Raw genomic sequence first — 20,626 nt, forward strand, 5'->3', positions numbered from 1 at the left:
CCGCGCGTGGCGTGGCGCAGGCGCGTGGTTCCTACCGGGCGCCGAGCGCCGGCCCGGGCTCGACCTCGCCCGAGCCCTCGCCGCCGTCCTCGCCGCCGTCCTCGGGAACGTCCGCCGCCCGCCGGCTGTCCGACCACGCCGCCCACAGCGCGGCGTACGGGCCGCCGGCCGCGACGAGCTCGTCGTGGGTGCCGGTCTCGACGACCCGGCCCCGGTCCAGGACGACCACCCGGTCCGCCGCAGCGGCCTGGGGCAGCCGGTGGGCGACCAGCAGGCCCGTACGTCCCTCCAGGGCGCGGGCCGCGGCCTCCTCCAGGACGCGGGCGCCCGCGCTGCCCGCGTCGGCGGTCGCCTCGTCCAGGATGGCGACGGGCGGGTCCGCGAGCACGAGCCGGGCCAGCGCGAGGTGCTGGGCCTGGGCGACCGTCAGCCGGTGGCCGCCCTCGCCCACGACGGTGGCCAGGCCCTCGGGCAGGGCCTCCGCCCACTCCAGGGCGCCGACGCGGTCGAGCGCCTCCCGCAGCTCCTCGTCCGTGGCCTCCGGCCGGGCCAGCCGGAGGTCCTCGGTCAGCGGACCGGCGAAGACGTGCACCTCCTGGCTGATGAGGGTCACCGCGCGCCGGACGCCCTCCGGGCCCAGCTCGCGGACGTCGACCCCGCCGAGGGAGATCGAACCGCCGGTCGGCCGGTGCACGCCCGCGATGACCTTGGCCAGCGTGGTCTTGCCCGCGCCGCTCGCGCCCACCAGCGCCACCCGCTCGCCGCTGCGCACCTCCAGGTCGACGCCGGTCAGCACCGGACGTCCGTCGGCGTACGCGTGGCCGAGCCCGGTCACCTTGACCGCGCCGTCGACCGGCGCGGCCCCGCCCTCGGGCGTCCGCTCGGCGGCCAGGTTCGCGACGCCGATCAGGCGGGCGAGGCTGGCGCCCGCCGACTGGGCGTCGTCGATGAGGAACAGCGCGGCGTTGACGGGGTTGAACAGGCTGTGGAAGTACAGGGCGGCGGCGGTGGCCGTGCCGATGCTCACCGAGCCGTCCCGGACCAGCAGGAAGCCGGTGCCGAGCATGGCGGCGAGGCCGATGAACTCGGCGAGGTTCAGCCGGGAGAAGAAGCCGGTGACGATGTGCAGGCCCCGCAGCGCCACGTCGCGGGCGGCGCCCGAACGGTCGTCGAGCAGGGTGGCGTGCCGGTCGTTCAGCCGGAAGGCGCGGACGGTGCGCACCCCGCCGATGCTGTCCAGCAGCTGGTGCTGGAGCGCGCCGGTGGCGACGCGGTGCTCGGCGTACACGGGGGCGGCCCGCCGCAGGTACCAGCGGACGGACAGCACCTGGACGGGCATGGCGAGGAGCGCGGCGAGGAGGAACCGGCCGTCCAGGACGGCGAGTCCGACCAGGGTCAGGACGATGGTGAGCGCGGAGCGGGTGAACTCGGGCAGGGCCTGGCGCACCGACTTGGCGATCACGGAGACGTCGCTGGTGACGCGGGAGACGAGGTCGCCGGAGCCGGCCGCCTCGACGCGTTCGAGGGGCAGCCGGAGCGCCCGCTCGATGAACCGCTCGCGCACGGCGGCGAGCACCGTCTCGCCGAGCCGGGCCACCAGGGCACCGCCCCACGCGGCGGCGGCGCCGCGCGCGAGGGCCACCACGACGAGCAGGACCAGGGGCACCGTCAGGGCGCCGGGCCCCTCGCGGTCCACCACCAGGTCGACGATGTGCCCGAGCAGCGGGGCGGTCAGCAGGCCGATCCCCGTCCCGGCGACCAGGACGAGGACGGCGGCGACGACGTGGAGCCGGTGGCCGCGCAGGATCGAGCGGAGCGCCGCCCGGCTCTCCGCGCCGCTCGCCGTCGGAAGGAGCGCGCGGTTCCGGTCCTGGCCGTCCGTGCGGTCCCGGTCGTCCGCCCGCTCCCGGTCGTCCGCCCGCTTCCCGTCGTCCGTGCGCTCCTGGCCGTCCGCGCGGTCCTGGTCCTGCGTGCTGATCGCGCTCATGGCCGTCTCCGCCTCCGTGTTCCCCGTCGTGCGCGTCGTCTCGGCGAGGCCCGTGGGGTCCTCGTGCACGGCGGTCATCCGAGCACCGCCGCGCGGTAGGCCTCGTCCCCGGCGACGAGGGCGGTGTGCGCGCCGTCGGCCGTCACCGTCCCCCCGTCGAGGACGACCACCCGGTCCGTCACCGCGAGGAGGGCCGGGCTGGTGGTGATCAGGACCGTGGTGCGCCCCTGCCGGACGTCCCGCAGCCGCGCGGCGATCCGGGACTCGGTGACGGTGTCCACCGCGGTCGTCGGATCGTGCAGGACGAGGACGGGACGGTCGGCGGCGAGCGCCCGGGCGAGCGCGACGCGCTGGCGCTGGCCGCCGGAGAGGGACCGGCCGCGCTCGGCGAGCACCGTGTCGGCCCCGTCGGGCAGCAGCAGCGCCACCTCGTCCGCCGTGGAGGCGGTCAGGGCGGCGTCGACGGCCCGGGTGCCGGTGCCGGTGCCGGTGTCGTCGGCGCCCGCCCGCACGTTCTCAAGGAGGCTGCTCTCGAACAGGTCGGCGTCGTGGGGGGCGACGAGGACCGAGCGGCGCAGCCGGTCGGGGTCGAGCTCGGTCAGGGGCACGCCGTCGAGTTCGACGCGTCCGTCGGCCGGGTCCGTCTCGCGGGCGAGGGCGAGGAGCAGGTCGTGGGCGACGGCCGGGTCCCGGGTCACGACGCCGGTGAGGCTGCCGGCCGGGAGGTCGAGGTCGACGCCGCGCAGGGAGCCGAGGCGGACGTCCCGCAGCCGGACGTGTCCGGCCGTCGCACCGTCCGGGGCCCGCTCGCCGCCGTCCACGGCGGCGGGGGAGGCGAGGACCTCGGCGATGCGCCGGGCGGAGGCGCGCGCCTGGGCGAACTCGGCGTTGGCGTAGGCGAGCAGCTGGAAGGGGCCGAGGAGGAACTGCGCGAGGCCGACCGCGGCGACCAGGTCGCCGACGCTGATGCTCCCGCGCATCGCGAGGTAGGCGCCGGTGATGCCGATGACCGCGATGAAGACGCCGGTCAGGGCGAGCAGCGCCCCCTCGTGCCCCGCGCGGCTGCGGGCCGCCCGCAGCGCCGCGGCCAGGGAGTCCTGACTGGTGGTGCGGTAGCGGGCCACGGCGGCGGACTCGGCGCCCATGCCCTTGAGGACCCGGAGTCCGGAGACCAGGTCGGCGGCGACGCCGGAGGCGTGCGCGGCGCTCTCCTGTTCGGCCTCGCTGCGCCGCTCCAGGGGCCGGCTGATGCGGTGGCCGAGCCACAGCAGCGGCGGGATGCCGAGGAGGACGAGCAGGCCGAGCGGCACGGAGATCCTCAGCAGGGCGACCGCGCTGACCACGAGCGCGGCGATCGCCGCGCAGCCGTAGGGGAGGACGGTGGCGACCGAGCCGACGCGGCGGGCGTCGTTGGTGGCGATGCTGGTCAGCGCGCCCGGGAGCCGGTTCGCGTCGGCGCCGCCGCGCGGGTCGAGCACGCGGGCGCCGAGTTCGAGCCGGAGCCGGTGCGCGGCGTGCTCGCCGGCGCCCTCGGCGATCCTGGCGCTGGTCCGGTAGCAGGTGGACAGCACGAGGAAGAGGACGCCGAGCACCAGGAGCCACCGCACGAGCGCCGGCGTGGAGCCGGTGGCGACGGCCGTGTCGATGGCGGCGCCGATGACCACGGGCACCAGCGCCTCGCACGCCTGATGGGTCATGCCGAGCAGGGACGCCGAGACGACCCTCCGGCGCTGTCCCCTGATCGCACCGCGGAGGACGTGCCCCCCGGTCGGTCCTCCGATTGGCATGTGACCCTCCGTCTGGAGTCAGGAAAGTTAGGTAAGGCTACTCTAAGATCGTGACCGTTCACGCGAGGGTCGAACGCCCCTGCGGGCGTGGACCCTTCGGTCCATCTCCCCCTGGATTCGGGCGCGTTGACCCGCCATCCACGTTCGGTTAGCCTCGCCTAAGTTGCAAGTCTCCTACGCGTCGAGTCGCTGACTCATCCCTACAGCACACGAACGATCGCGGTACGCGTGCACCGCCGTCAGGGGGAACAGTCGTTGCCGGTCGAAACCCAGGCGGTGTCCGGCGAGGAGACCGCCCCCGCCGTCGCGCCCGAGCCCCGTGGCACCGCCACCGCGCTGCGGAGCGCCGGGCTGCTCGCCGTCCTCGCCGCGCTCGTCCTCGTCTGCCTGCTCAGCGTGTGGACGGGGACGCGGGGCATCCCCTTCACCGCCACCTGGAGCGCGCTGTGGCACCCCGACGGGTCCGAGACCTCCGTCATCATCCATGACTACCGCATCCCCAGGACCCTGCTCGGCCTCCTCGTCGGCGCGGCCCTCGGCCTGTCCGGGGCGCTGATGCAGGCGCTGACCCGCAACCCGCTCGCCGAGCCCGGTCTCCTCGGCATCAGCCTGGGATCGTCGACGGGGGTCGTCAGCGCCATCGCCTTCCTGGGCATCGGCTCCGTCCTCGGCTACGTGTGGTTCGCCCTGGCCGGCGCGGCCCTCGCCTCGGCCGTCGTGTACCTCCTGGGCTCCTCGGGGCGCAAGGTCGCCACCCCGGACCGGCTGGTCGTCGCCGGCGCGGCCGTGACCGCCGTGCTCTACGCCTTCAACTCGGCCGTCCTGCTGCTGAATCCGCGCGCCTTCGACCAGTTCCGCTTCTGGACGGTCGGCTCGCTCGCCGGCCGGTACCTCGACGTCCTGTACGTGATCCTCCCCTTCGTCGCCGTGGGCCTCCTCATCGCCCTGCTGCTCGGCCCCGCGCTCAACGCCCTCGCCCTGGGCGACCAGATGGGCCGGGCCCTCGGCGTGAACGTCCACCGCACCCGGATCCTCGGCGCCGTCGGCGTCGTGCTGCTGTGCGGCGCCGCGACGGCCGCCGCCGGGCCGATCGCCTTCGTCGGCCTCGTCGTCCCGCACATCGCCCGCTTCGTCGTCGGCCCGGACCAGCGCTGGGTGCTCGCCTACTCGATGGCGCTCGCCCCCGTCCTGCTCGTCGGGGCCGACGTCGTGGGCCGGGTGATCGGCGCCCCCGGCGAGGTCCAGGTGGGCATCGTCACCGCGTTCATCGGCGCCCCCGTCTTCCTGGCCCTGTGCCGTCGTCGAAAGCTGGTCATGCTGTGAGCGCCGTACGCGAGGGCGGACCCGCCCCGCACCCCGACTCCCGGGACGCGAAGGCCCGGTTCGCCCACCGGCCGCGCGTGATCACCGGAACCGTCCTGCGCACCCCGGCCGGCGGGCTGTCCGTACGGGTCCGGGGCAGGGCGCTGGCCGTGACGGCCGGGATCCTCGTCGCCCTCCTCGCCGTCATGCTCGTCTCGCTGACCACCGGCGACTACGAACTGACGGTCGGCGAGGTGCTCCGGGCCCTCACCGGCGGCGACTCCGGAGGCGCCGACTTCATCGTCAACACCCTGCGCCTGCCCCGGCTGCTGACAGCCCTTGCCGTGGGCGCCGCCCTCGCCGTCAGCGGCGCCCTGCTGACCAGCCTCACCGGCAACGCGCTGGGCAGCCCGGACATCATCGGCTTCACCAACGGCTCCGCCGTCGGCGCGCTCACCGTCATCATCGTCCTGCACGGCAGCATGACCCAGATCGCGACCGGCGCCCTGATCGGCGGCCTCGCCACCGCCGGCGCCGTCCACCTCCTCATGCTGGGCCGCGGCCTCCAGGGCTTCCGGCTGGTCGTCATCGGCATCGGGGTCAGCGCGCTGCTCCTCGCCGTCAACTCGTACCTGATCACCCGGGCGACCTTCCAGGAGGCCCTGGAGGCCCAGGCGTGGCTGATCGGAAGCCTCGGCAACCGCGGCTGGACACACGCGAACGCCATCCTGATCGCGGTCGCCGTCCTCCTCCCGCCCGCCTTCCTCCTCTCCCGCCGGCTCGGCATGGTGGAGATGGGGGACCTCACCGCCACGGCCCTCGGCGTCGACGTCGGCCGCACCCGCGCGGTGCTGCTCCTCATCAGCGTCGCGCTGGCCGCCTTCGCCACGGCCGTCACCGGACCCATCTGGTTCATCGCCCTGGCGGCGCCCCAGCTCGCCCGGCGCCTGACCCGCACCGCCGGCCCCGCCCTGCTGCCGGCCGCGCTCATGGGCGCGCTGCTCCTCGCGGCGAGCGACCTCGCCGCGCAGCGCCTGTTCGCCCCGGCCCTCCTCCCGGTGGGCACGGCCACCGGCACCATCGGCGGGCTGTACCTCATCTGGCTGCTGATCACCGAGTCGCGAAAGAGCCGCGCATGACTGGAACGAACACCCCGACGCCCCGGCTGCGCGCCGAGGACCTGACGCTCTCCTACGACCGGCGGACGGTCGCCGAACACCTCGGCGTCGCCATTCCCGACCACTCCTTCACCGTGATCATCGGCCCCAACGCCTGCGGCAAGTCCACCCTCCTCAAGGCCCTCGCGCGGATGCTCAAGCCGCGCGGCGGACAGGTCTACCTGGACGGCGCGGCCATCTCCTCGTACCGCTCGCGCGAGGTCGCCCGCCGCATCGGACTCCTGCCGCAGACCTCCACCGCCCCCGGCGGCATCACCGTCGGCGACCTCGTCGCCCGCGGCCGCTACCCCCACCAGGGCATGCTCAGGCAGTGGTCCGCCGAGGACGAGACCGCCGTCGTGGAGGCCATGCGGCAGACCGGCGTCCTGGAGCTGGCCGACCGGCCCGTCGACGACCTCTCGGGCGGCCAGCGCCAGCGCGTCTGGCTCTCCATGGTGCTCGCCCAGCAGACCTCGCTGCTGCTCCTGGACGAGCCGACCACCTTCCTCGACATCGCCCACCAGGTCGACGTGCTCGACCTGTGCGCCGAACTGCACGCCCGCAAGGGACACACGGTCGTGGCGGTGCTCCACGACCTCAACCAGGCGTGCCGCTACGCCACCCACCTCATCGTGATGCGTCCCGGCGGCGTCATCGCCGCCCAGGGCGCCCCCGCCGACGTCATGACCGCCGATCTGGTCGAGGACGTGTTCGGGCTGCCCTGCCGCATCATCGACGACCCCGAGACCGGTACGCCCCTGATGGTGCCCGCCGCGCCCAAGCGGTTCGCGCCGCAGGACACCGAGGGCGGCGACCCGGCCGCCGCCGACGCCGTGATGGCCGAACGACGCTAGGACGGACCGCCCATGATGCTCTGCACGAGGCTGACGAACGGGAACATCCTCACCATGGACCCGGACCACCCGGTCGCCCGCGACCTGGGCATCTGGCACGGCCGCGTCGTCGGCCTGGACGAGGCCGTGACCGGCCTGCCCGCCCGGGAGGTCGTCGACCTCCAGGGGGCCACCGTGCTCCCCGGGTTCATCGACAGCCACGTGCACCTGGCGTGGACCGGGCTGAAGGCGCGCACGCCGAGCATCGCCGGCCTCACCCGGACCGACGACGTCCTCGCCGCCGTGGCGGACGCGGCGTCCCGCCGCGCGCCCGGCGCCTGGGTGAGCGTCGGCGGTTACGACCAGCGGGCCCTCGGCCGCCACCTGACCGCCGCCGAACTCGACACCGTGAGCGACGGCCGCCGGATCTTCCTCATGCACGACTCCGGCCACGCCTGCGTGGTGAACACCGCCGTGCTCGACCTGCTCCCGGCCGAGGTCCCCCACGAGGACGGCCTCCTCGTCGAGAGCGCCATGGGCGCCGTACGGCGGCTCCGCCTGCCCTACGCCCAGGCCGAACTCGCCGACGCCATCGAGCACGCGGGCCGCGTCTGCCTCTCGGAGGGCGTCACCGCCTGCGCCGAGGCCGGGATCGGTGGCGGGCTGCTCGGCCACAGCCCGGTCGAGCTCGGCGCCTACCAGCTCCTGAGGGACGAGGGCCGGCTGCCGCTGCGGGTCCAGCTCATGCCGGGCGGCGACACCCTGAAGCCCGCCGGGGCCCACGAGCACGACGGCTTCCCGCGCGCCCTCGACCTCGGCCTGCGCACCGGCTTCGGCGACGACTGGCTCTCCGTCGGCGCGCTCAAGATCTACACCGACGGCGGCATGATGGCGCGGACGGCCGCGCTCACGGAGCCGTACGAGGGGATGGGCGACCACACCGGGCAGCTCCAGGACGACCCGGAGCGCCTCACCGAGCTCATCGTGGACGGGCACCTCGGCGGCTGGCAGCTCGCCGTGCACGCCATCGGCGACCGGGCGGCCGACCTCGCCCTCGACGCCCTGGAGCGGGCGCAGAAGCTGCGCCCGCGCCCCGACGCCCGGCACCGCGTCGAGCACGCCGGGCTGATCCGCCCCGACCAGCTCCCGCGCTTCGCCGCGCTCGGCGTCAGCGCGGTCGTCCAGCCCGGCTTCCTGCGCTACTTCGGCGACGACTACGCCGCCGTGATGGGGGAGCGCCGCGCCCCCTGGATGTACCGGGGCCGGAGCTTCCTCGACCACGGCGTGACCCTCGTCGGCAGTTCCGACCGGCCCGTCACGGACGGCGCGCCGCTGCGGGCGATCCAGTTCATGGTCGAGCGCGCGTCCACGTCGGGGGCCCTGATCGGTCCCGACGAGGCCATCACGGTCGAGGAGGCCCTGCGGGCCTACACCGTGGCGGGCGCCCACGCCTGCCGCTGGGACGACAGCGCCGGCAGCCTCACCCCGGGCAAGCGCGCCGACCTGGTGGTCCTCGGCGACGACCCGCGCCGCGTCGATCCCTCCCGGATCGGCGACATCGAGATCGTGACGACGCTCGTGGACGGCCGGGACACCAAGGGGACGTGGGCGGCGTGACGGGGCCGGTGGACGGACTCGGCGCGTGGGCGCACCTCTGGCGGGCGCCCGAGGACCCGCCCCGGTGGGTCGTGTGGACGGCGGCGGGGGAGACCCTGGTCTTCGACGTGGAGCTGAACGTCCCGGCCCCCGTGGAGGACGCGCTGCTCCCGGAGGTCCTCCGCCGCATGCGCGCGGCCGGGGCCCCGGAGAGCGACGGCTACCCGGGCCGCGCGTGCGGGTAGCGCCGTACCGGCCGACTTGGTTCACGAGGAAGGTAAGGCTAACCTAACTCTCGTTGGTCTCACCGGAGTTGCGCGGCGGTCCGACCGCCCCCGGCATCGTCGGGGAGCCCCCGCCGCGCACGGTGGAATCCGAGGAAGGAACGCCTTGACCACGGCACCGCCGCCTCCCGTCGCGCCGTCCCGCGCCCCCCGCCCGTCCGCCGCCGCAGCCGAGTTCACCGTGCGGGCGGCACGCCGGGACGACGGACCGGAACTCGCCGCGCTCTCCCGCCCGTTCGTCCGCACCGGGGCGCTGCGGGAGCGCCCGCTCTCCCTCTACCTCGCGCGGGCGGCCGACTTCCTCGTCGCCCAGGGGCCCGACGGCGCCCTCGAAGGCTGCCTCGGGCTGCGCGAACACGCCGCCGCCGGGGTGCTGTACAACTTCTGCGTCGTCCCGCACCGCCAGGGTTCGGGCATGGGCGGCCGTCTGCTGCAGGCGGCGACGGCCAGGGCCCGCAACCGCTCGCTCACGGCCCTGTTCACGGCGACGACCGGCAGCGGCCGCCTCTTCCTCCGCAACGGCTTCGCGCCGGTCCGCCCAAGCCAGGCGCCGGTCGCGTGGGCGCGGTCCCTGGACCCGGGCCGCGGCGCCCGCGTCCTGGCCCGCGCCCTGGAGGCGTGAGGGCCCCGCCAGGGGCCCGTGGTCACGGACGCGCGGCGTCGAGGATCGCGGGGAGGGCCGCCGTCAGCGCCCTCGCCCGGTCCTCGCCGATCGTCAGGGCGGGGGCGAGGCGTACGACCCCGGGCCCCGCCGCGTTCACGAGGAACCCGGCGTCCTGGGCCGCCCGCTGGACCCGCGCGGCGACCGGCTCCGTGAGCACGACGCCCAGGAGCAGCCCCGCTCCCCGCACCTCGCGGACCAACGGGTGCCCGAGCGCCTCGATGCCGTGCTTCAGCCGTTCGCCGAGCCAGGCGGCATGGGGGAGGAGCCCTTCCTTCTCGACGGTCTCCAGCACGGCCAGGGCGGCCGCGCACGCCACGGGGTTGCCGCCGAAGGTGGAGCCGTGCTGCCCGGGCCCGAGCAGGGCAGCGGCCGGGCCGAAGGCGACCGCGGCGCCGATCGGGAGCCCGCCGCCCAGCCCCTTCGCCAGCGTCACCACGTCCGGGTCCACGTCCTCCACCGCCTGGTGGGCGAACCAGTGGCCGGTGCGGCCGACCCCGGTCTGCACCTCGTCGAGCACCAGCAGGCTTCCGGACGCGCGGGTGATCTCACGCGCCGCCCGGAGGTACCCCCCGGGCGCGGGCACCACGCCCGCCTCTCCCTGCACCGGCTCGACGACCACCGCGGCCGTCCGCTCGGTGACGGCCGCGCGCAGGGCGGCCACGTCCCCGTACGGCACGTGCGAGACCTCGCCGGGCAGCGGCAGGAAGGGGTCGCGCTTCGCCGGCTGGCCGGTGAGGGCCAGCGCCCCCAGGGTCCGTCCGTGGAAGCCGCCCTCCGCCGCCACGACGTGCGGCCGCCCGGTCCTGCGGGCGATCTTGAAGGCCGCCTCGACGGCCTCCGCGCCGGAGTTCGCGAAGAAGACCCGGCCCGGCCGCCCCAGCAGGTCGAGCAGCCGCTCGGCGAGGGCGACGGCAGGCTCGGAGGCGTACAGGTTCGACACATGGCCGAGCCGGGCGATCTGGGCGGAGACCGCTGCCACCACGGCGGGATGGGCGTGCCCCAGCGAGTTCACCGCGATCCCGCCGGTGAAGTCCGTGTAGACCCGCCCCGCCTCGTCCCGGACCCGGCTGCCCTCGCCGCGCACCAGGGCCAGCGGCGGCGTGCCGTACGTGTCCATCACGACCGCCCGCCAGCGCTCGGTGAGCGGGGCGGACGCGCCGGCGGTCACGGGCGGACCCCCTGGCGGGCGGGGACGGCGGCCGGCTCGTCCGGGACGATCGTGGTCCCCCGGGCCTCCGCCGAGAACAGGCCGTGCAGCACCGCGTGCGGCAGCCGCCCGTCGAGGACCTGGGCCCGGCCCACGCCCGCCCGCACGGCCCGCAGGCAGCCCTCCATCTTCGGCACCATGCCGCTCGCGAGCCCCGGAAGCAGGACGCCCAGCTCCGTGGCGGTCAGACGCTCGATCACCTCGGTGCCGTGCGGCCAGTCCGCGTACAGCCCGTCGACGTCGGTGAGCACCACGAGCCGGTCGGCGCCGAGGGCGACCGCAAGGGCGGACGCGGCGAGGTCGGCGTTGACGTTGTACACCTGGCCGTCCGCGCCGCGCGCGATCGGGGAGACGACCGGGACGAGCCCCTGGTCCAGCATCGCCCGCACGGTCTCCGGCGACACGGCCACGACCTCGCCCACGAGGCCGATGTCCACGAGCCGCCCGTCCACCGACGCCGGGCGCCGTACGGCCGTCAGCAGCTCGGCGTCCTCGCCCGACAGGCCCACGGCGAACCGGCCGTGGGCGTTGAGCACGCCGACGAGCTCCCGCTGGATCCGGCCGGTCAGGACCATCCGGACCACGTCCATGGTCTCCGGCGTGGTCACCCGCATGCCCGCCTCGAAGCGGACCTCCAGGCCGAGCAGGTCGAGCATCGCGCTGATCTGCGGCCCGCCGCCGTGCACCACGACCGGCAGGAGACCCGCCCGCCGCAGCTCCACGACATCGCGCGCGAACGCCTCCAGGAGCGCCCCGTCCACCATGGCGTTGCCGCCGAACTTCACCACGACCGTGCGGCCCCGGAGGGCCTCGCGCGGGTCCGGCCGCGTCTCCACCCCGACCCCGCTCATGAGCTGTAGGCGCTGTTCTCGTGGACGTACTCGGCCGTGAGGTCGTTGGTCCACAGGACCGCCGACTCGTCCCCCGAGCGCAGGTCGACGGTGACGGTGACGCGGCGCCCCGTCAGGTCCACCCCGTCCCGGGGCTCCCCGGCCGCGCCGTCCCGGCAGACCCAGACGCCGTTGACGGCCACGTCGAGCCGGTCGGGGTCGAAGACGGCGTCGGTCGTGCCGATCGCCGAGAGCACCCGCCCCCAGTTGGGGTCCTCGCCGTGCAGCGCGCACTTGAGCAGGTTGTTCCGCGCCACCGAGCGGCCCACCGTCACGGCGTCCCGCTCCGAGGCCGCGCCGACCACCGCCACCTCGATCTCCTTGGACGCCCCCTCGGCGTCCGCGACCAGCTGCCGTGCCAGATCGAGGCAGACGGCGTGCACGGCCTCGGTGAACTCCCCGGGCGCCGGGGCGGTGCCCGACGCTCCCGAGGCGAGCAGCAGCACGGTGTCGTTGGTGGACATGCAGCCGTCCGAGTCCACCCGGTCGAAGGTCGTGCGCACGGCGGAGCGCAGCGCGGAGTCGAGCAGCGCGCCGTCCGCGTCGGCGTCCGTGGTGAGGACCACCAGCATGGTGGCGAGCCCGGGCGCGAGCATGCCCGCGCCCTTCGCCATGCCCCCGACCGTCCAGCCGGACCGGGAGACGGCCGCGGTCTTGTGCACCGAGTCCGTCGTCCGGATCGCGACGGCCGCGTCCGTGCCGCCGTCGGACGACAGGGCGCGCGCCGCGGCCTCGATGCCGGACACGACGCGGTCCATGGGGAGTCCGACGCCGATCAGGCCGGTGGAGCAGACGGCGACCTCCTCCGCCTCCCCGCCCGTCGCGCCCGCCGTGCGCTTCGCCATCGTCCGGGCGTCGTAGGCACCGGCCGGGCCCGTACAGGCGTTGGCGCCGCCGGAGTTGAGGACGACGGCGGTGACGCGGCCGCCGGCGAGCACGCGCCGGGACCAGCGGACGGGCGCCGCCTGGACGCGGTTGGAGGTGAAGACGCCGGCGGCGGCGCGGGACGGTCCCTGGTTCACCACCAGGGCGAGGTCGGGATCACCGGATTCCTTGATCCCGGCGGCGACACCGCTCGCAAGGAATCCCCGGGCAGCGGTCACGGTCACTGTGCCTCTCCGTTCGCTTCTCCGCCCGCGCGGCGCGGAGGCGCGGGCTCCGTTGTCATCCGCGGACCGGCGGCCGCGCGTGCTCCCCCGGCTGCCGCCGGGAGGTGCCCCCGGCTCACGGGGCCACTCCGTTCGTGGGCAGGCCCAGCCGTTCCGGCAGGCCGAGGGCGACGTTCATGCTCTGCACCGCGCCACCGGCGGTGCCCTTGGTCAGGTTGTCGATCGCGCTCACGCAGACGAGCCGGTGCGCCGCGGGGTCCACAGCGACCTGCACGTGCGCCATGTTGGATCCGGTCACCGAGGCGGTGGAGGGCCACCGTCCGGGTGGCAGCAGCCGGACGAACGGCTCGTCGGCGTAGGCCGCTTCGAAGACCGCGCGCACCTCTTCCTCGCGCGCCGGCGTGTCCGCCCGGAGCCGGGCCGAGCAGGTGGCGAGGATGCCGCGCGGCATGGGGGCGAGCGTCGGGGTGAAGGAGACGGTCACGCGTTCGCCGGCGACCCGGGACAGGTTCTGCGTCAGCTCGGGCGTGTGCCGGTGGCCGCCGCCGACCCCGTACGGGCTCATCGAGCCCATCACCTCGGAGCCGAGGAGGTGGGGCCGGAGCGACCGGCCGGCTCCGGACGCGCCGCCGGCCGCGACGATCACGGCCTCGGGTTCCACCAGCCGTGCCGCGTAGGCGGGGAACAGCGCGAGGGTGACGGCGGTGGGGTAGCAGCCGGGCACGGCGACGCGGGTGGCGCCCTTCAACTCCTCCCGGGCGCCGGGCAGTTCCGGCAGGCCGTACGGCCAGGTGCCCGCGTGACCGGTGCCGTAGAACCGCCGCCAGTCGGCCGGATCGCGCAGGCGGAAGTCCGCGCCGCAGTCCACGATCAGGGTGGAGGGGCCCAACTCGCCCGCCAGGGAGCCCGAATGGCCGTGCGGCAGGGCGAGGAAGACCACGTCGTGGCCGCGCAGCACGGCCGCCGTCGTCTCCTCCAGGAACCGGTCGGCGAGGCCGTCCAGCTGGGGCTGTACCTCGCCGAGGCTCCGGCCGGCGCTGCCGTGGCCGGTCACCGCGCCGAGCTCCACCCCGGGGTGCGAGCCGAGCAGGCGCAGGATCTCTCCGCCGGCGTAGCCGCTGGCTCCGGCCACCGCGACCCGTAAGGCCATGTTCGTCCGTCTCCTGTGTCGGGGGATCCGGTGGCGCATCCGCGAGGCGCCCCAATTGAGGTAAGGCTAACCTTAGTTGAGCCGGGATGTCACGCCCTCGCGTCCACTTCGCGCGCGGGGTGACGGTGGATCAGGCCACGGGCGGCGAGTTCGAGGGTCAGGGCGATGGCGAGCGCCTCGACGGCGAGCAGGGCGACCAGGACGAACAGCTGGACCGCGCCGGCCGTGACGGGGGAGGCGCCGCCGAGGAGCATCCCGACGAAGGCTCCCGGCAGCGTCACCAGGCCGACGGTACGGGTCTGGTCCAGGGCGGGCAGCAGCGCGTCCGAGGCCGCGGCGCGTGCCACTTCGAGCCGCGCCTCCCGCTCCGGGATGCCGAGCGCGAGACCGGCCTCGACCTCGCCGTGCCGCTGGTCGAGTTCGTCCAGCGCACGGCGGCCGGCGAGGACCGTCGCGGTCAGCGCGCCGCCGATGAGGATGCCGGCCACGGGAATGACGGCGATGCCGGGCACGGTCAGCAGGCCCGCCGCGACGAGGGCGGCGACGGTGGGCACCACCGGGGCCGCGATGGGCAGGGCCGCCCACCACCAGGTCCCGTTCCCGGTGATGCGGCGGCCGGCGGTGCGGGTGGCGACGGAGAGCATCAGGAGGAGGAAGCCGATCAGGCCCGCGGTGTGGTGGACGGCCCAGCCGATCACCGCCGACACCACGGCGAGCTGCGCCGCCGCCCGCAGCCCGGCCGTCGCGATCTCGCAGGCCCGCCCGGCCGATCCGTCCGGCGACAGCCGGAAGAGCGCCACCACCCCGGTGGCCACGAGGAGCAGGACGACGAGGGCCACGGCGAGCGACGAGTCGACGGGCAGCAGGGTTTCGGCGGCGAGAGGCATGCGACATCGCTACCCCACGGGGCGGACGGCCTCGCTCAGGCGGACAGGTGGGAGTGGGCGGCCCGCCGCGCCGCCGTCAGGACGGCGTGGATCTGGAGTCCGACCTGGTCGACCTCGGTGATCGCGGTGGGGAACGGCAGCCGCACGTCGTGGTGCGTGGTGGCGTGTTCGAGGCGCAGCGTGATGCCGTAGCGGTCGATCGCGAGGGGCAGGGCGCGTTCGAGGCCGTGCGTGAGGCCCGGATCGGCGAGGCGCAGCAGCCGGGTGACCAGATCGGGGTGGTCGGCGGTGAGGTGGTGCAGCATGGACGCCTCGCAGCCCGCGAGGGGGTCGGTCTCCGCCGTCTCCAACTGGGCCAGGGGGACGTACGTGCGGCCCCCGGCGTCTTCGAGGACGGCCTGGCCGAGCTGGACGCAGGTGCTCTCGGCGGTCTCCGCGAGGTAGGGGGCCGCCACGAGACCCGTGAGCGTCACGCGGGCGCGCAGCCGGTCGCGTACGGGCGCGGGCGCGATGTCGGTGAGCTCCACGCGGATCGGGACGCGGGGCGTCCGGTCGCCGGAGCCGAGGTCGTCGGAACCGAGGTCGTCGGAGGGCTCGTGGAGGTGGATGCGGCCCATCGCGGCCGTGCCGTCGAGGCTGTGGACCTCGTGGCGCCGGCCGTCGGCCACGACGGTCATGGAGTGGGCCACCGTGATGATCGACCGCATCCGCTCGGCGGGCGTCGGACCCGTGGTACGGGTGGTGCGGAGGCGCATGGGTACTCCAGGGGGCGTCGTGGAGGCAGCTACTTAGGCAAGCCTAACCTAACCGTGATCGAGGTGGGGCGGAAGCCCCCGATCCGGCGCGCGGCGCGCTGCCGTCCCGGCCGGGCGAGCCGGCGATCGCCCCGCCGACGGACCGTCAGGAGGGCTCGCGCAGCAGCCGCTCCAGATCGCCCAGGAGCCGCAGGGCGTCCGCGCGATGGCCCGCCCCCAGGGCCGCCGCGGGCCGGGCGGCGTCGGCCCGGGACGCGAACACGCCGTCGGCGAGGGCGGCCATGCGCAGGGCCGCGGCGGCCTGGCGGGCGAACATCGCGAGCAGGTCCAGCTCCTGGAGACCGGAACGCGCCTGCGGCGACGGATCGAGGACCTCCAGGACGCCCAGCACCCGGCCGTCGCTGATCAGCGGGGCGGCCATCAGCGCGTTCGGCACGTACGCGGTGGACTCGGCCAGCTCCCGGTCGAAGGAGGCGCTGGTCGCCAGGTCGTCCACCACCATCGGCTCCCCGGAGGCCGCCACCCAGCCGGCGATGCCGCGCCCCGCCGGGAAGCGGCGGCCCACCAGGAACTCCTCGCCCTGGCCGGAGACCGCCTGGAAGACCAGTTCGTCGGCGTCCTCGTCGAGCAGGAAGACCGAGCCGGCCGCCGCGCCGAAGATCGCCCGGGCGACGTCGACCACGGACTGGAGCAGATCGCGGCGCAGCGCGTCCAGCGGGGGATCAGTGCGAGTGTTCATGGCGGGCCTCTCCTGCCGGGACGGAACCCCGCGGCGCCGTGCGCACATTGGCCGCGGAGAGGTACAGGGCGTTCTTGAGCTGGAAGGCCGTCATCCTCGGGTGGGCCGAGAGGATGCGGGCGCACAGCCCGGTGATGTACGGGGTCGCGAAGCTGTTCCCGGTGGTGCGGATGGAACCGCCGCCCAGCCACGGGACGGTCACGTTCTGCCCCGGGGCGAAGAACTCCACCGGCGGCGACGGGTTGTAGAGGTGCAGTCCGGGGTCGTCCTCCTGGTGGCTGCCGACGGAGACGACCGAGGCGAACCGCCAGGGGAAGCTCTCCACGGGCGAGTTGTGCGCGGAGGCGACGATCACCGTCCGGGAGAAGTAGGCGTGGTCGGCCAGCCGGTGGAGCTCCTCGGCGAAGCGCGCCCGGGTGGTGGACAGGCTCAGGTTCACCAGGTCGAAGCCCTGCTCGACCGCCCAGCGCAGACCGGCCAGCATGACGTCGCCCGTACCGGAGAAGCGCTCGCCCAGGACCCGGACGCTGTACAGCTCGCACTCCGGCGCCGTGCGGCGGATGATCCCCGCGCACGCGGTGCCGTGACCGCAGCTGTCCCCGGTGTCCGTGGGCCGGACCTCCGTGGCGTCGCTCGCCGGGTCCTTCACCACCACCCACGACCCCTGCACGGGGCCGACGTCCGGGTGGTCGCGTTCGACTCCGGAGTCGACGACGCACACCCGCACCCCCCGTCCCGTCCCGGCCACCGCCGCCGGACCGGACGGCGCCGGACCGAGGTCCGCCTCCACCGGTACGTCGCCGGGGCCGCGGCCCCGCAGGCTCCAGGTGAGGCCGCCGCCCCGCGCGGTCTCGGCCGTCGTCATCGGCGCCGGCTCCTCTCGTCCGTCCCGGCGCCCGTGAGGCCCGCCAGGAAGCGTCGCGCCTCGCGCGCACCGCGCGCGTGGCCCTTGTCCGTGAACCGCTCCACCGCCGACCACGCGGACTGCCCGGCCTCGCCCGGCAGTCCGAGGGCCGCCAGGGTGCGGGCCCGGTCCAGGGCCGCGGTGGCCCGGACCAGGGGTGAGTCGGTGAGCTCGGCCGTCCGCACGGCCGTGTCCGCCTGCCGCCGGGCCTCCTCGGCGTCGCCGCCGCGGGCGGCGAGCCGGGCCCGGAGCCCGGCCAGCTCCACCACGTCCGCGCGCGGCAGCCGCCGCCCGTCCGCCAGACCGTCGAGCCAGCGCTCGGCCGACACACGCCGGTTCATGTCCAGGGCCAGCCGGGCCGCGTCCAGGGCGATCGCCTGGCGGAAACCGGCGGCCCCCAGCGCGGCCGCCGTCGCGTCGGCCTCCCCGAGCAGGGCCAGCGCACGCCCCCGGTGGCCGAGCAGCGCCTCCGCGGTCGCCCGGAAGACCGGCAGGAACACCCCGACCTCCGCGTAGTCCAGCTCCGCCGCCAGCCGCTCCGCCTCCGCGAGCGCCGCCCGCGCGTCGGCGGGCCGGCCCCGGAGCGCGTACAGCACCGCGAGCGGGCAGTTCAGGGTGACGCGCACGGTGGGCCGGCCGGTGCCGTGCTCGGCGAGCAGCGCCCGGCACCGGGCCAGCGCCGTCTCCACCGGCTCGGGGCCGCGCCACAGCGAGACGCCGATCGCGCCCAGGGTGGCGGCCCGCTCCGGCTCCGCCTCCGCCTCGGCGGCGTGCCCGAGCGCCCGTACGAGATCACGGTCGGCCTCCTCGTGCCGGCCGGCCTGCTGCAGCTGCTGGGCCAGCCGCAGCCGCGCCCGGGCCTGGCCCACGGAGTCCGCCGCCGCCTCGAAGACCGGCAGCACCCGGCGGGCCGTCGCCACCACGCCGCCGCCCGCCGGGTCGAGGACCGCGAGCGCGAGGCGGGCGTGCGCGGACTCGACGGCCGGGCCGTCCGCGTCGAGGACCTCGCGCAGCAGCGCCGCGCCCTCCTCGGCCTGCCCCTGCGCCAGACGCACCTCGCCCAGCCGGCGCAGGGCCGACAGCCGGGCGGGCGCGCCGGGCCCGAGCAGCTCCACCGCCCGGCGCAGCAGGCTCTCCGCCCAGTGCAGGTCGGACCGGGACAGCGCCTGCGCGCCGGCCTCGCCCAGCGCCTCGGCGGCGCGCTCCCCGAGCCGCGCGGTCCGCTCGTCCAGGAGGCCGAGCTCCACGCGGTAGCGGTGGGCGCGCTCCAGATGGCCGCCGACCGCGCCGGGGCCCGCGGCCAGGACGCTCGGCAGCCCGGCGGCCCACTCGTGCCGGTCCGCCTTGGCGCGCTTGGACAGCGAGGCGTAGGCGACCTCGTGGACCAGACCGCCGCTGAAACGGTGCAGCCCCGGTTTCCCGGGCGACGGCTCGACGAGCCGCCGCCGCCCGAGCCGGGCCAGCGTCCCGACGACCCCGCCGTCGACGTCCGCCGGCGCCCCCGCGGCGGCCCGCGCCGTCGCGTGCAGCCGGACCAGGTCGGCGCTGGTGAACTCCCGCCCGACCACCGACGCCAGGTCGAGCACCGCCCGCTCGACCGGGTCCAGCGCGCCGATCCTCGCCCCGAGCAGCGCCTGGAGGGTCGGCGGCAGGTACCGCTCCGCCTCCCCCGCCTCCCCCTGGGGGACCAGCAGCTGCTCCAGGAACAGCGGGTTGCCCTCGGCCCGGGCGAAGAGCTCCGGCGGCGGAGCGTCCGCGTCCGCGCCCACCAGCTCGCGGGCGAGCAGCGCCGTCTCGGGCCCGGGCAGCCCGGACAGACGCAGCGTCCCCACCCGGTCCCCGTGCTGCCCGGGGGGCGGGGCGGCGCCGTCGGGACGGACCAGACGGACGGTCAGGACCCGGGTGCGGCCGAGCAGCGCGTGCAGCCGGTCCAGCGTCCGTACGAGGAGCGGCGCGGCCCACTGCCAGTCGTCGAGCACGAGCAGCACCGGCCGGCTCCGCGCCGCCCACCGCAGCACCACGGCGAGCGCCGCGCACAGATCCTCCAGCGAGGCGTTCGGCGTCCCGTCCCGCAACAGACCGTTCCGCAGCAGCGCGAGCGCGTCCCGCGGGGGGCCGTCGGCGGCCGCGGGCGCGTCCGCCGGGGTGCCGCGCGCCGCACGGCCCGCGGGGGCGGGCGACGCCGTCGGGGTGCCGTGCGTGTGGCGGTTCACGGAGGTGGGTGACGTCGTCGGGGCGCCGTGCGGAGGGTGGTCCGTCGGCGTGCCGGGCGGGACCTCGTCCCGGGGCCCCGGCAGGGTCGCCAGGATCTCGCGGACCGCGTCGGCCAGTGGTGTCAGGCTGCCGTGTTCGCCGTAGCTGCGGCACCGGCCGGAGCCGTGGGCGAGCGGGCTCCGGGCGAGGCGGTCGTCGCGCCACTCCCGTACCAGCCGGGTCTTCCCCACCCCCGCCTCGCCGACGAGCAGCAGCGCCGCGGCGCCGGCCTCGGTGTCGTCGAGCGCCCGGTCGAGAGCGGCCCGCTCGGCCTCGCGGCCGATGAACGGCACGTCGAAGCGGCGCAGCAGCTCGGGGGCGTCCGTGCCGAGGGCGAGCAGCCGGTGGGCCCGTACCGGCTCGGTCTTGCCGTGCAGCGCGAGCGGGCCGACCTCCTCGACCACCGCCGTCGGGCCCGCCGCGAGGAGGGTCTCCGGGCCGACCAGGATCTCCCCGGGCGCGGCGTTCTGTTCGAGCCGGGCGGCGACGTTGACCGTCTCGCCCGACACCAGCGCCTGCCGGGCGGTGGAACGCGCCGCGGCGACGACCTGGCCGGTGTTGACCCCGATGCGGATGTTCAGCCGGATCCCGAGCGTCGCCTCCAGCTCGGCGTTGAGCCCCGCGAGCGCCTCCCGCATGCCGAGGGCCGCGCCGAGCGCCCGCCGGGCGTCGTCCTCCTGGACCGTGGGCACGCCGAACACCGCCATCACCGCGTCCCCGATGAACTTCTCCGGCGTGCCGCCCCGCACCTCGATCTGCTCGCTCATCAGCCCGAAGTACCGCAGGGTGACCACGCGCAGCGTCTCGGGATCGAGCGTGCCGGAGAGCGCCGTGGAGCCGACCAGGTCGCAGAAGAGCACCGTCACCGGCTTGCGTTCGTCCTCGGGGCCCACCAGGGGCGCGGGCCGGGCGGTCCCGCAGTTCGCGCAGAACCTGGCCTCCGGGGGCAGGGCCTGACGGCAGGTCGGGCAGGGCATCGGGTCTTCCTTCCTGCGGGGCCCGTCGGGGCCGGTGCGCGACCCCCCGGGCGGGGGCGCCCCCCCGGCGGTGGGCCCGGGTGGGCAAGGGCCGGACGGCCGCCGACGGGGGGCCGGCCCCCGGGCGGACCGGCGCCGGCCGACA

At 76.1% G+C, this 20,626-nt stretch carries 17 protein-coding genes; 6 read left to right on the forward strand and 11 right to left on the reverse strand.

Annotated elements, in window-relative coordinates; all coding sequences use genetic code 11:
- Nucleotides 1-31: 31 nt before the first annotated feature.
- Together ABZ621_RS35545 and ABZ621_RS35550 are read right to left on the reverse strand one after the other, a co-directional pair.
- Nucleotides 32-2,065 carry an ABC transporter ATP-binding protein gene (locus ABZ621_RS35545; RefSeq protein ID WP_360611016.1) on the reverse strand — a complete coding sequence of 678 codons (2,034 nt, stop codon included), beginning with the start codon at nt 2,063-2,065 and terminating at the stop codon, nt 32-34.
- Nucleotides 2,062-3,774, reverse strand: a complete 1,713-nt coding sequence (locus ABZ621_RS35550; RefSeq protein WP_360611017.1) for an ABC transporter ATP-binding protein — start codon at nt 3,772-3,774, stop codon at nt 2,062-2,064. The genes ABZ621_RS35545 and ABZ621_RS35550 overlap by 4 nt, the downstream gene beginning before the upstream one ends.
- 255 nt (nt 3,775-4,029) lie before the next feature.
- Between ABZ621_RS35550 and ABZ621_RS35555 the strand changes: the two genes are divergently transcribed.
- The 6 genes from ABZ621_RS35555 to ABZ621_RS35580 all read left to right on the forward strand — a co-directional run bounded on the left by ABZ621_RS35555 (nt 4,030) and on the right by ABZ621_RS35580 (nt 9,568).
- The gene (locus ABZ621_RS35555; protein ID WP_360611019.1) at nt 4,030-5,097 is read left to right on the forward strand and encodes an iron chelate uptake ABC transporter family permease subunit; all 1,068 of its coding nucleotides are present in this window, start codon (nt 4,030-4,032) and stop codon (nt 5,095-5,097) included.
- Entirely contained in the window at nt 5,094-6,215 is a 1,122-nt protein-coding gene (locus ABZ621_RS35560) for an iron chelate uptake ABC transporter family permease subunit (protein WP_360611021.1), read from the forward strand. Before ABZ621_RS35555 ends, ABZ621_RS35560 begins: the two co-directional genes overlap by 4 nt.
- On the forward strand, nt 6,212-7,087 hold the full coding sequence (locus ABZ621_RS35565) for an ABC transporter ATP-binding protein (RefSeq protein ID WP_360611023.1): 876 nt from the start codon (nt 6,212-6,214) through the stop codon (nt 7,085-7,087). The genes ABZ621_RS35560 and ABZ621_RS35565 overlap by 4 nt, the downstream gene beginning before the upstream one ends.
- 15 nt (nt 7,088-7,102) lie before the next feature.
- Entirely contained in the window at nt 7,103-8,683 is a 1,581-nt protein-coding gene (locus ABZ621_RS35570) for an amidohydrolase (protein WP_360611043.1), read from the forward strand.
- Nucleotides 8,671-8,907 (forward strand): hypothetical protein, encoded by a 237-nt coding sequence (locus tag ABZ621_RS35575; RefSeq protein ID WP_360611025.1) that lies wholly within the window; start codon nt 8,671-8,673, stop codon nt 8,905-8,907. The genes ABZ621_RS35570 and ABZ621_RS35575 overlap by 13 nt, the downstream gene beginning before the upstream one ends.
- 220 nt (nt 8,908-9,127) lie before the next feature.
- Nucleotides 9,128-9,568, forward strand: a complete 441-nt coding sequence (locus ABZ621_RS35580) for a GNAT family N-acetyltransferase (protein WP_360611045.1) — start codon at nt 9,128-9,130, stop codon at nt 9,566-9,568.
- Nucleotides 9,569-9,590: 22 nt separating this feature from the next.
- On the opposite strand, the gene ABZ621_RS35585 is transcribed toward ABZ621_RS35580, so the two are convergent.
- From ABZ621_RS35585 to ABZ621_RS35625, 9 genes are all read right to left on the reverse strand, one after another.
- Nucleotides 9,591-10,778: an acetylornithine transaminase gene (locus tag ABZ621_RS35585; RefSeq protein ID WP_360611027.1), complete on the reverse strand. Its 1,188-nt coding sequence runs from the start codon at nt 10,776-10,778 to the stop codon at nt 9,591-9,593.
- Nucleotides 10,775-11,668 (reverse strand): acetylglutamate kinase, encoded by an 894-nt coding sequence (argB, locus tag ABZ621_RS35590; protein WP_360611029.1) that lies wholly within the window; start codon nt 11,666-11,668, stop codon nt 10,775-10,777. The genes ABZ621_RS35585 and argB overlap by 4 nt, the downstream gene beginning before the upstream one ends.
- Nucleotides 11,665-12,816, reverse strand: a complete 1,152-nt coding sequence (gene argJ / locus ABZ621_RS35595; RefSeq protein ID WP_360611031.1) for a bifunctional glutamate N-acetyltransferase/amino-acid acetyltransferase ArgJ — start codon at nt 12,814-12,816, stop codon at nt 11,665-11,667. Before argJ ends, argB begins: the two co-directional genes overlap by 4 nt.
- Before the next feature lie 115 nt (nt 12,817-12,931).
- Nucleotides 12,932-13,966 carry an N-acetyl-gamma-glutamyl-phosphate reductase gene (argC, locus tag ABZ621_RS35600; RefSeq protein WP_360611032.1) on the reverse strand — a complete coding sequence of 345 codons (1,035 nt, stop codon included), beginning with the start codon at nt 13,964-13,966 and terminating at the stop codon, nt 12,932-12,934.
- A gap of 89 nt (nt 13,967-14,055) precedes the next feature.
- Nucleotides 14,056-14,853 carry an ABC transporter permease gene (locus ABZ621_RS35605; protein WP_360611034.1) on the reverse strand — a complete coding sequence of 266 codons (798 nt, stop codon included), beginning with the start codon at nt 14,851-14,853 and terminating at the stop codon, nt 14,056-14,058.
- 35 nt (nt 14,854-14,888) lie between these two features.
- Nucleotides 14,889-15,608, reverse strand: coding sequence for a DUF2470 domain-containing protein (locus ABZ621_RS35610; protein ID WP_360611035.1), 720 nt, complete (start codon nt 15,606-15,608; stop codon nt 14,889-14,891).
- 145 nt (nt 15,609-15,753) lie between these two features.
- Nucleotides 15,754-16,347: a GAF domain-containing protein gene (locus tag ABZ621_RS35615; protein ID WP_360611037.1), complete on the reverse strand. Its 594-nt coding sequence runs from the start codon at nt 16,345-16,347 to the stop codon at nt 15,754-15,756.
- The gene (locus tag ABZ621_RS35620; protein WP_360611039.1) at nt 16,331-17,212 is read right to left on the reverse strand and encodes a S8 family serine peptidase; all 882 of its coding nucleotides are present in this window, start codon (nt 17,210-17,212) and stop codon (nt 16,331-16,333) included. Before ABZ621_RS35620 ends, ABZ621_RS35615 begins: the two co-directional genes overlap by 17 nt.
- Nucleotides 17,209-20,481, reverse strand: coding sequence for an adenylate/guanylate cyclase domain-containing protein (locus tag ABZ621_RS35625; protein WP_360611041.1), 3,273 nt, complete (start codon nt 20,479-20,481; stop codon nt 17,209-17,211). Before ABZ621_RS35625 ends, ABZ621_RS35620 begins: the two co-directional genes overlap by 4 nt.
- Nucleotides 20,482-20,626 lie beyond the last annotated feature (145 nt).

Origin of the sequence: Streptomyces sp. NPDC007863 (genome assembly GCF_040633895.1) — a bacterium.
GTDB lineage: Bacteria > Actinomycetota > Actinomycetes > Streptomycetales > Streptomycetaceae > Streptomyces.

What these genes read in the sequence shown, in the direction of transcription:
- ABZ621_RS35545 (WP_360611016.1), bottom strand. Translation starts at nt 2,065, where the DNA reads ATGACCGCCGTGCACGAGGACCCCACGGGCCTCGCCGAGACGACGCGC.
- ABZ621_RS35550 (WP_360611017.1), bottom strand. Translation starts at nt 3,774, where the DNA reads ATGCCAATCGGAGGACCGACCGGGGGGCACGTCCTCCGCGGTGCGATC.
- ABZ621_RS35565 (WP_360611023.1), top strand. Translation starts at nt 6,212, where the DNA reads ATGACTGGAACGAACACCCCGACGCCCCGGCTGCGCGCCGAGGACCTG.
- ABZ621_RS35570 (WP_360611043.1), top strand. Translation starts at nt 7,103, where the DNA reads ATGCTCTGCACGAGGCTGACGAACGGGAACATCCTCACCATGGACCCG.
- argB (WP_360611029.1), bottom strand. Translation starts at nt 11,668, where the DNA reads ATGAGCGGGGTCGGGGTGGAGACGCGGCCGGACCCGCGCGAGGCCCTC.
- argC (WP_360611032.1), bottom strand. Translation starts at nt 13,966, where the DNA reads ATGGCCTTACGGGTCGCGGTGGCCGGAGCCAGCGGCTACGCCGGCGGA.
- ABZ621_RS35605 (WP_360611034.1), bottom strand. Translation starts at nt 14,853, where the DNA reads ATGCCTCTCGCCGCCGAAACCCTGCTGCCCGTCGACTCGTCGCTCGCC.
- ABZ621_RS35610 (WP_360611035.1), bottom strand. Translation starts at nt 15,608, where the DNA reads ATGCGCCTCCGCACCACCCGTACCACGGGTCCGACGCCCGCCGAGCGG.
- ABZ621_RS35615 (WP_360611037.1), bottom strand. Translation starts at nt 16,347, where the DNA reads ATGAACACTCGCACTGATCCCCCGCTGGACGCGCTGCGCCGCGATCTG.
- ABZ621_RS35620 (WP_360611039.1), bottom strand. Translation starts at nt 17,212, where the DNA reads ATGACGACGGCCGAGACCGCGCGGGGCGGCGGCCTCACCTGGAGCCTG.
- ABZ621_RS35625 (WP_360611041.1), bottom strand. Translation starts at nt 20,481, where the DNA reads ATGCCCTGCCCGACCTGCCGTCAGGCCCTGCCCCCGGAGGCCAGGTTC.